The sequence below is a fragment of the Pseudomonas paraversuta genome, assembly GCF_904063065.1.
Lineage (GTDB): Bacteria > Pseudomonadota > Gammaproteobacteria > Pseudomonadales > Pseudomonadaceae > Aquipseudomonas > Aquipseudomonas paraversuta.
On the sequence record NZ_CAJFCL010000012.1, the window covers coordinates 95,114 to 103,851 of the forward strand.

10 protein-coding genes and 2 pseudogenes are annotated in these 8,738 nt (G+C 56.6%); 6 read left to right on the forward strand and 6 right to left on the reverse strand.

What is annotated here, in order from left to right; all coding sequences use genetic code 11:
• The first annotated feature begins 32 nt into the window (after positions 1-32).
• A complete protein-coding gene (locus tag JQ845_RS21295) occupies positions 33-518 on the forward strand; it encodes a GNAT family N-acetyltransferase (protein WP_127196894.1) in 486 nt (161 codons plus the stop codon).
• A gap of 180 nt (positions 519-698) precedes the next feature.
• Here the strand turns inward: JQ845_RS21295 and JQ845_RS21300 are convergent.
• Positions 699-1,708: pseudogene (locus tag JQ845_RS21300) on the reverse strand (zinc-dependent alcohol dehydrogenase family protein).
• 166 nt (positions 1,709-1,874) lie between these two features.
• Between JQ845_RS21300 and JQ845_RS21305 the strand changes: the two are divergent.
• Entirely contained in the window at positions 1,875-2,804 is a 930-nt protein-coding gene (locus JQ845_RS21305) for a LysR family transcriptional regulator (RefSeq protein ID WP_202210651.1), read from the forward strand.
• 63 nt (positions 2,805-2,867) lie between these two features.
• Here the strand turns inward: JQ845_RS21305 and JQ845_RS21310 are convergent, their stop codons facing one another.
• Positions 2,868-3,191: a gamma-glutamylcyclotransferase family protein gene (locus tag JQ845_RS21310; RefSeq protein WP_029613027.1), complete on the reverse strand. Its 324-nt coding sequence runs from the start codon at positions 3,189-3,191 to the stop codon at positions 2,868-2,870.
• 166 nt (positions 3,192-3,357) lie between these two features.
• Here JQ845_RS21310 and JQ845_RS21315 point away from each other — a divergent pair, with 166 nt between their 5' ends.
• The 3 genes from JQ845_RS21315 to JQ845_RS21325 all read left to right on the forward strand — a co-directional run bounded on the left by JQ845_RS21315 (position 3,358) and on the right by JQ845_RS21325 (position 6,449).
• Entirely contained in the window at positions 3,358-3,906 is a 549-nt protein-coding gene (locus tag JQ845_RS21315; RefSeq protein WP_029613025.1) for an AAA family ATPase, read from the forward strand.
• A gap of 172 nt (positions 3,907-4,078) precedes the next feature.
• Positions 4,079-5,176, forward strand: coding sequence for a carboxynorspermidine decarboxylase (locus JQ845_RS21320; RefSeq protein WP_003444661.1), 1,098 nt, complete (start codon positions 4,079-4,081; stop codon positions 5,174-5,176).
• Positions 5,177-5,204: 28 nt separating this feature from the next.
• On the forward strand, positions 5,205-6,449 hold the full coding sequence (locus tag JQ845_RS21325; protein WP_003444659.1) for a saccharopine dehydrogenase family protein: 1,245 nt from the start codon (positions 5,205-5,207) through the stop codon (positions 6,447-6,449).
• A gap of 346 nt (positions 6,450-6,795) precedes the next feature.
• Here the strand turns inward: JQ845_RS21325 and JQ845_RS21330 are convergent, their stop codons facing one another.
• The 3 genes from JQ845_RS21330 to JQ845_RS21340 form a co-directional block, all read right to left on the reverse strand.
• Positions 6,796-6,957, reverse strand: a complete 162-nt coding sequence (locus JQ845_RS21330; RefSeq protein WP_003444657.1) for a DUF2986 domain-containing protein — start codon at positions 6,955-6,957, stop codon at positions 6,796-6,798.
• A gap of 331 nt (positions 6,958-7,288) precedes the next feature.
• Complete coding sequence (locus tag JQ845_RS21335) at positions 7,289-7,486, reverse strand: hypothetical protein (RefSeq protein WP_003444652.1); 198 nt, start codon at positions 7,484-7,486, stop codon at positions 7,289-7,291.
• A gap of 102 nt (positions 7,487-7,588) precedes the next feature.
• A complete protein-coding gene (locus JQ845_RS21340) occupies positions 7,589-7,822 on the reverse strand; it encodes a hypothetical protein (RefSeq protein ID WP_003444649.1) in 234 nt (77 codons plus the stop codon).
• Between the two features lie 82 nt (positions 7,823-7,904).
• On the opposite strand from JQ845_RS21340, the gene JQ845_RS21345 reads away from it, so the two are divergent.
• Positions 7,905-8,468 carry a DsrE family protein gene (locus tag JQ845_RS21345; protein WP_127196890.1) on the forward strand — a complete coding sequence of 188 codons (564 nt, stop codon included), beginning with the start codon at positions 7,905-7,907 and terminating at the stop codon, positions 8,466-8,468.
• 115 nt (positions 8,469-8,583) lie between these two features.
• Here JQ845_RS21345 and JQ845_RS21350 read toward each other — a convergent pair.
• Positions 8,584-8,738, reverse strand: a pseudogene (locus JQ845_RS21350) (putrescine ABC transporter permease PotI); the annotation flags it as partial.

Sequence of the window (8,738 nt, forward strand, 5' to 3'; positions counted from 1 at the left end):
CCCCTGAATCCCGACAACAAGGAGTAGCGGGCATGCAAAAGCAATTTACCCTTCGGGCTGCACAACCTGGAGATGGCCACGCTATTTTCCATGTCACCTGGCAGTCGATAGCCGAGCTGTCGAACGGACTCTATACCCCGGAGCAACTCAATGGCTGGATGGGCGAAAGAACCCCGGAATTTTATGAGCAACTGATAAAACAAGGGCGGATGGTCGTGGCCCTGCAACTGGGAAGGATCGTTGGCTTTGTCGATTCAGAGCCAGGAGAGGTGACGCGGCTATTCCTGCTTCGCGAGGCATCCAGCCAGGGGCTTGGTGAGCATTTGCTCAAGACAGGTATTGATAATGCACGTGGGCCTGGCATCCGCTTTATAAAGGTGGAGTCGACCTTGAATGCGCAAGGCTTCTACAAAAAGCATGGCTTTGTGACACAAAAGCACGGTGTTTTCAGTCACGGTGTGGGTGGGCAACCCATAGAAATCATTCACATGGAGCTTGAATTGCAGGGCAATCAGTAGCAATTAAAAGATCTGGCGACCTCCCCAGAAAGCAAGCATGTCTGGCCAGCGGAAGGTAGCGAGGAGGCCGGGCATGCGACATGCCCGGCTACAAACCTGAGCGCAGCCCGGTCGCTTTTTTCCGGTTCAGGGCTGCAAGGAAGTGCGCCGGTTTCTCTCCGGCAATATCAATTCACCCCCTCAAGCAATCTTGATCACTACCTTGCCGAAAGCGCCCCTCGCCAAGTGTTCATACGCCTGGCGTGCCTCTTCAAAGGGGTAGACCTTATCGATGACTGGCCGGATTTGGTTTTCGTTGAGGAAGGCGTTCATACGGTCGAAGGACGAGCGCGGGGCGACTGCGATGCCGCGTATGGTGGTCTGCCGGAAAATCAACGGCATCAGGCCAAGCTCGGTGGTCTGCCCTGTCAGGAAGCCGATTTGTGCGATCTTGCCTGCGGCCTTGGTCGCTGCGATGGACTGATTCAAGCCATTGCCGCCGGCAACGTCCAGAAGCAGATCGACCCCCTTGCCGTCGGTGAGCTTGAGCACTTGCTCATGCCATTGCGGGTGGGTCCTGTAGTTCACCCCGCTGACTGCACCCAGTTGCATGGCAGCCTGCAGATTGGCGTCATTGCTCGACGTGACAATCACTTTGGCACCCAGCGCAGCAGCCAGTTGAACGGCGAAGATCGACACGCCGCCAGTACCCTGCACGAGTACGGTTTCTCCGGGTTTGATCTGGCCGTAGTCCACCAGTGAATACCAGGCAGTAAGCGCGGCGATAGGCAGTGTCGAGGCTTCTTCGTCCGACATGTTATCGGGTGCGCGCACAGCGCTATCCTCGTGAATGATCATGTACTCGCCAGACCCCCAGGCAGGGGCGAGCCAAAGCAGTAATCGGGTTCGTCCGAAGCAGGGGCGCCATCAATCCAGCGTGAATACAAATGCGAGTTTACCCGGTCGCCAAGTTTGAATCGGCTGACACCTTCACCCACAGCGACTACGGTTCCTGCTGCATCGCTCACGGGAATCAGCGGTTTGGGCACTTTATGTGGTTCGTAAATGCCGTCGACGATGGCTTTGTCGCGGAAGTTGAGGGAAACGGCGCCAACCTTGACCAGCAACTCTCCGGCCTTGGGTTCCGGCGTGGGGGTGTCACCAAGGACTAAATTGTCGAGACCAAAATCATTCAGAAGCCAGGCTTTCATATTGTTTCTCCTTAAAGGGCACCAGTCAGATCTGGTGGAGTGCGGCCATTGTTACCCCTGAGTCAGTGGCAATAAATGCTTCAGCCAGGACAAGACTGTTGTCTCTAACGGCAACAATGGCCTAGGGTTGATACCTTAAGCAGCAACAAAATCTGAGCGAGGGTGTATGGAACTGCTGCAATCAATGCAAGTTTTTGTGCGTGTTGCCGAGCTTGGAAGCTTCACCAAAGCCGCTGATGCCACACAATTGGGACGCCCTCAGGTCACCCGGGCCATACAGGAGCTGGAAGCATCTCTTGGCGTGAGACTTTTTCAGCGCACAACCCGACAAGTGCGACTGACGACAGAGGGGGAGCAGTTTTACGAACGGGTCATGGATATTCTCGGTCGCCTCGCTCAGGCAACGTCGATGTTCGATGTTGCCGGGGCATCCCTTCGAGGAAAACTGCGGGTTGATATTCCATCGGCGCTTTCCCAGCCTGCATTCATCACAAGTCTGAGAGAGTTCAGCAACAGTCATCCGCAAATCGAAATGGCATTGGGGGTTACCGACCGTACCGTGGATTTGGTCGCCGAAGGGGTGGATTGCGCGCTCAGGATCGGAGAGTTGCCGGACTCCAGTCTGGTGGCCCGGCGTATCGGCATGGCAACCATGGTGACGTGCGCGGCGCCTGGATATATCCAGGAGTTCGGCGCGCCGGATACTCTGCAGGAGCTGGATTCTCACCGTTGCATCAGTTTTCTGTCCGGTCAGAACCAGCGACCGCTCCCCTGGCAGTTCTCCAATGGCGGCATCGACAGGGGCTACGTCAGCCACCGTGGCATCGTCGTCAATGAGTCCAGCACCTATGTGCAATGTGGTGTGGCCGGTTTTGGCATTCTTCAGGCGCCGGGGATCGCGCTGGAGCGGTATCTGGCTGATGGTTCTTTGGTGGAAGTACTCGAGAACTATCGGCCAAGACCGCGCCCGGTGTCCGTGTTGTACCCCAGCAGAACGTACCTTGCCCCGCAGGTGCATGCATTTGTCGACTGGGTGAGCCAGAGGTTTGCGCTGCTTTATCCTTTATGGCTTGAGCAAAAGACCAGCGGGGCTTAGGCGCCCAAAGCGCAGCTATTGGCCAGCAAAGCAGTCATGCAGCAGCGCCCTGGCTTTCAATGGTTAACGCAGGGCATAGACATAAGCACTCACTTGAGCACCATTATCCAGAGTCACGCTGGTCAGGACACGTTGATACTCGGCCCCTTCAAAATCGTCCAGTGCCGGCCAGTGGCGGGCGAAATTTTCAGAGCAGAAGAGATGGCCATGAATATCATCGCCATCCTCGGCAATAACCAGACCAGGGAATCCCAGGTCTGCTCCCCAGCCTGCCTGTACCAAGCGTCCCTTGAGCGAGGCGGACTCCCATACGCCGCCAATGTTTGACATCACGTGCTCATTTGGTCTTCCTGGCCCCAAGGTCCCATAGACGAATAGACGCTCCATATGTGTTCCCCGCTCAATCAAAAGGGCGGAATCCTGACTTATGGGCAGGGGACAAATCAATCAGAAACTCAGCGGCTCGAGAATATCTGCGCCAATCTGTCAAATCGTCTGGACACTGGTGATGTATGGGCGCTGGCAAACTTGTTTCAGACAGGCTGAAAGTGAAATGACAAAAGATACGCCACGTTACATTTTGATTACAGGCGCGGCTGGTAGCGGCACCACGACCCTGGCAGATGCTTTGGCAAAGGAACTGAATACGACCCACCTGGAAGCGGATGATTTTTTGTGGCTGCCCGGTAATCCGCCCTATCAGCAGTTGGCAGACAAGACGCAACGAGCAGAGCGCTTGTTACAACAAATGCACTGCCATGGCCGTGCAGTCGTTGCGGGATCAGTCATGGGTTGGGGTCAACCCCTTGAGAGCGAATTTGATCTTGTGGTGTTCCTTTATGTTCCAGTTGAACTCAGATTAGAGAGGCTGAAACGTCGCGAGGTAAAGCGCTTCGGTGAGGCGAAGCCGGAGTTTCTGGCCTGGGCAGCTCAGTATGATCAAGGAAGTGTTCCGGGGCGTAGCCTGGCCAGGCATCGGCAATGGCTGTCCGGGCTTGCCTGTACTGTGTTGAAGCTTGAGGGGGACATATCGGTTACAGATCGGCTACGACATATACGGGATGCAATCAACGGATTGAACCCTGCACCGTCAATCATATGAATCCAGCGCTACGACCCTCTGAGCAACCAGGATTGCCCGGGGTTTGCCAACAGGGTTGCAGTACCGCTCGGGCGGGCGACATTTGGAACTGGGCTTTTGCTCTTTCGATATCCGGTTAGTGAAGGCACAATGCGCATCCTTTTTTGGCTGGCCTTGCTGGAGTCGCCTCGAAATGATCAAAACGCCGTACTACCTGATCGATAAACAGAAACTGCTCAAGAACATGCAGAAGATCGCCTATGTGCGCGAGCAGTCCGGGGCCAAGGCCCTGCTGGCACTCAAGTGCTTTGCCACCTGGTCGGTGTTCGACTTGATGCAGCAATACATGGACGGCACCACATCGTCGTCGCTGTACGAGTTGAAGCTCGGTCGCCAGAAGTTCGAAGGCGAAGCCCACGCCTATAGCGTGGCCTGGGCCGATGATGAAATTGAAGAGATGCTCGCCAACTGCGACAAGATCATCTTCAACTCCATTGGTCAGCTGCAGCGTTTTGCCGAGCGCTCCGAAGGCAAGATCCGCGGCCTGCGGGTCAACCCGCAAGTCAGCAGCTCCGACTACCTGCTGGCCGATCCGGCGCGCCCGTTCAGCCGCCTGGGTGAATGGGACCCGGTGAAGATCGAAGGCGTCATCGATCAGATTTCCGGTTTCATGTTCCACAACAACTGCGAGAACGGTGACTTTGAGCTGTTCGACCAGATGCTGTGCACCATCGAAGAACGCTTCGGCGAGCTGCTGCACAAGGTCACGTGGGTCAGCCTCGGTGGCGGCATTCACTTTACCGGTGAAGGCTATGCCCTGGACGCGTTCTGCGCCCGCCTCAAAGCGTTCTCGCACAAGTATGGCGTGCAGGTTTACCTGGAGCCGGGCGAAGCCGCTATCACCAACAGCGCCTCGCTGGAAGTCACAGTGCTCGACACCCTTTACAACGGCAAGCACCTGGCCGTGGTAGACAGCTCCATCGAAGCCCACCTGCTGGACCTGCTGATCTATCGCCTCAACGCCAAGCTGGCGCCAAGCGACGGCGAACACACCTACATGGTGTGTGGAAAATCCTGCCTGGCCGGGGACATTTTTGGCGAATACCAATTTGATCGTCCGTTGACCATCGGCGATCGGCTGTCGTTCATCGACACCGCGGGCTACACCATGGTCAAGAAAAACTGGTTCAACGGCCTGAAAATGCCGTCCATCGTAGTGAAACAACTCGACGGTACAGTCGAAGTGGTTCGTGAATTTGGTTACGAAGACTACCTGTCCAGCCTTTCGTAAGCTGGCGGATAAAGGAGAGATAAAGCAATTGAAAAAGAACGTTCTTATCATTGGTGCAGGAGGTGTCGCCAAGGTGGTGGCCCACAAATGCGCGCAGCACAACGACGAACTCGGTCGGATTGCTATCGCGTCGCGCAACATCTCCAAATGCCAGGCCATCATCGATAGCGTCAAGGCCAAGGGCAGCCTCAAACTGCCTGCCGAAATCAAGGCTTTCACGCTAAACGCCCTGGACGTGGAAGCGACCAAGGCTCTTATTCTCGAAACCGAATCGCAGATCGTGATCAACGTCGGTTCCGCGTTTCTCAACATGTCGGTGCTGCGTGCCTGCATCGATACCGGCGTGGCTTACCTGGACACCGCCATCCATGAAGAGCCGGGCAAAGTCTGCGAGACGCCGCCCTGGTATGGCAACTACGAGTGGAACCATCTCGAGGAATGCAAAGAGAAAAACATCACCGCCATCCTCGGTGTAGGTTTCGATCCGGGCGTGGTCAACGCCTATGCAGCACTGGCCAAGCAACAGTATTTCGACCGCATTGATTCAATCGATATTCTTGATGTCAATGCCGGTTCACATGGCAAGTATTTCGCTACCAATTTCGACCCTGAAATCAACTTCCGTGAATTTACCGGACAGGTGTGGAGCTGGCAGAACAGCCAGTGGACAAGCAACACCATGTTCGAAGTCAAGCGCACCGACGACCTGCCGGTTGTCGGAGAGCAGAACCTGTACCTGACCGGCCATGACGAAGTTCATTCCCTGTCGAAGAATCTTGACGTGCCCAACGTAAGGTTCTGGATGAGCTTTGGCGAACACTACATCAACGTGTTCACCGTGCTGAAAAACCTCGGCCTGCTCTCCGAGCAGCCGGTCAAGACCGCCGAGGGCCTGGAAGTGGTGCCGTTGAAGCTGGTCAAGGCCGTACTGCCTGACCCGAGCTCGCTGGCTCCCGGATACACCGGCAAGACCTGCATCGGTGATCTGGTCAAGGGTACCAAGGATGGTCAGGCGCGCGAGGTGTTCATCTACAACGTCGCCGATCATGAAGACGCCTACGCAGAAACTGACAGCCAGGGCATCTCCTATACGGCTGGCGTGCCGCCCGTGGCCGCGGCGCTTCTGGTCGCCCGTGGCGAGTGGGACGTGCAGCGCATGGTCAACGTCGAAGAACTGCCGGCCGAGCCGTTCCTCAACGCGCTGGACGTGATGGGTCTGCCGACCCGGATCAAGGACGAGAATGGTGATCGTCCCTGGAATCGCAATGCCTGAGACACCTGAATAACAGGTGATCCTCACGCCCGCGTTCCACGATACGCAAAACGCCGCTTTTCAAGCGGCGTTTTGATTGGTGCAGTTTGCCGGATCCCGCTGGCACCCATGGGTGTGATGAGCGGCGGCACCCCCCCTCCGAGAAGTTGACCTTCTGTTCTGTAACTGGCTTCTGGCGCCCCGGCTCGAACAGGCTGGAGCCCTTTGTCAGCCGCCGCCTGCAGTGAGATGAAATTGATACCGAAGCAGGACAGACATGCCCGGCTTGGCGGGATACCGACCGGGCTCGAGCATGATCCAGTGCTGATCAGGATGGGGCGGGGGAATTTGCCGGGGGGTGTATGGATCAGCTTTCAGAGGTGGTGACGTCGTCCTGGGCGGACTCTGCAGCCAGCTTTAAACGGTCAGCTTTACAAATGTATTTGCTCTTGTTTTGCGGGGCCAGTTTGGCACTGGCCTTTTTTGCGTGGGCCTTGAGCAACTGCTTGATCTTTTTACGACGGTTCATGCTTTTCTACTCAGCTTGTACATTCCTCAATGATATCAGTTTAAAACACCGGGCCCGATGGCGGTGCCACGTTTAGTACCACCGGCTCGGCTCCTTGCAGGGGCTCAACCCGTCATTGGGTGGAACTCGATGCCCGGGTCAAACCGGGTCTGTAGTGAAAGCCCAGTCCTTGAATAATCGAGAGTCCTGTGAAACGCTCAGTAGAGAGAAGTGCATCAACCTCACCAATAAAGCCCTGCAGGATGTAGTGAACACGCAAAAAGGTCATTAGCGGCAGCGGCGGGGGGGTGATCCTGCCCCGCCTGTTTGCTGTCCAGGGTTGCGTGCCCCCTCAGTGCAGCGTGCGCCGATTTTCACCAATCCGGATCCTGTCCAGAGCCCGGTTCAGGGCATCCAGCGCATCGAGCAGGGCTTTGGCCTCGGCTTCTCTGCCATCCCCCCACAGACGCTCGGCCATTTTGTTGAGGGCCTGGATCGATTTTTCTATATCTGCCGCGGTGACTGTCTGTGCGGGCGGTTTGTCTGACATGGGTGGTTCCTGTTGGTGCTGACCGCTACGACTTTAACGCGCAATATCGGCTGTGCGGCGGTTTGCTTCGGCTCAATGATCGATCAGGCCGGGTTGGCGCAGTTATTTGCTGCGCAGACGCCTGAAAAGCTTCACCAGATACCAGGGCGTGGCAAGAATCAGCACCAGAATGGCTGCGAGCGGCAATGCCTCAAGCCAGAGCGATGCCAGCAGCTTCGACTCCAGCAACCACCCTGCCGCGCTATAGGGATTGGTCTGGGCGTACGCCGAAAGCAGTGCAATCACTGATGTGATCAGTGCGAACCCAATGGCGGTACGAACCTGCTCTCTATTCATGTTGTTCGATTCTCTTGGCGGCGTTGACTAAAGCGCGCGATGCTATCAACAACAAGACCGAACCGGACAGAGGAATATTGCCATGCGCCATGTTGTCAAAATCGTCTCTTTCACACTTCTGACTCTGGCCAGCAGCCAGTTGCTGGCCGAGCAGGCCGATACCGCGCCCGGGTTCTGGACCACGCCGACCATTGTGGGTTACGGCAAGATCCACCCGCTGGCAGATGCTGCCTACCAGCCCGACAAGACCGCCACCTACAAGGTGGTTTTTGCCCTGACCAAGGGGCCTAAAACCCCCGCAGACGTCAACCCGGCACTGGACCACGTAGCCCGCACCGTCAATCTCTATGTGGCAGCGGGTGTGCCCCTGACGCAATTGAAATTTGTTGCCGTTGCCTCCGGTGACGCAACGGCGCTCGCGCTCGACGACGCGGCCTATCGCTCCCGATTCAATACGGCCAACCCCAACTTGCCCCTGATCGCAGCTCTGCGGCACGCCGGAGTAGATGTGGCTGTGTGTGGTCAGGCGGTGGCCGAACACCACTTTGCCTACAGCGAAGTCGACAAATCGGTCACCACTGCGCTCTCGGCGCTGACCACCATTACGACCCTGGAGCACCAGGGATACAGCCTGATGCCCATGTGATACCGGATCAGCCCCGCCGGGGGGAGCTTGCGCCGACAGTTTGATTGCAGCGTTGGCCAGGCATAAAAAAACCTCGCTTCCTGTGCACAGGAGGCGAGGTTTTTATGGCGCTGGCTTAAACCGCTGTCAGCGATTTCGGACGACGTACATCAGGTTGTTTCCAGGACTCGGCCGAGGCTTCGTCGATGGCTTGCTGAATCGCCTTTTTGCGGTGTTCTTCGGCGCGGCGGCTGAAGAACCACACCAGGAAGGTCACCAGCGACACCGCCA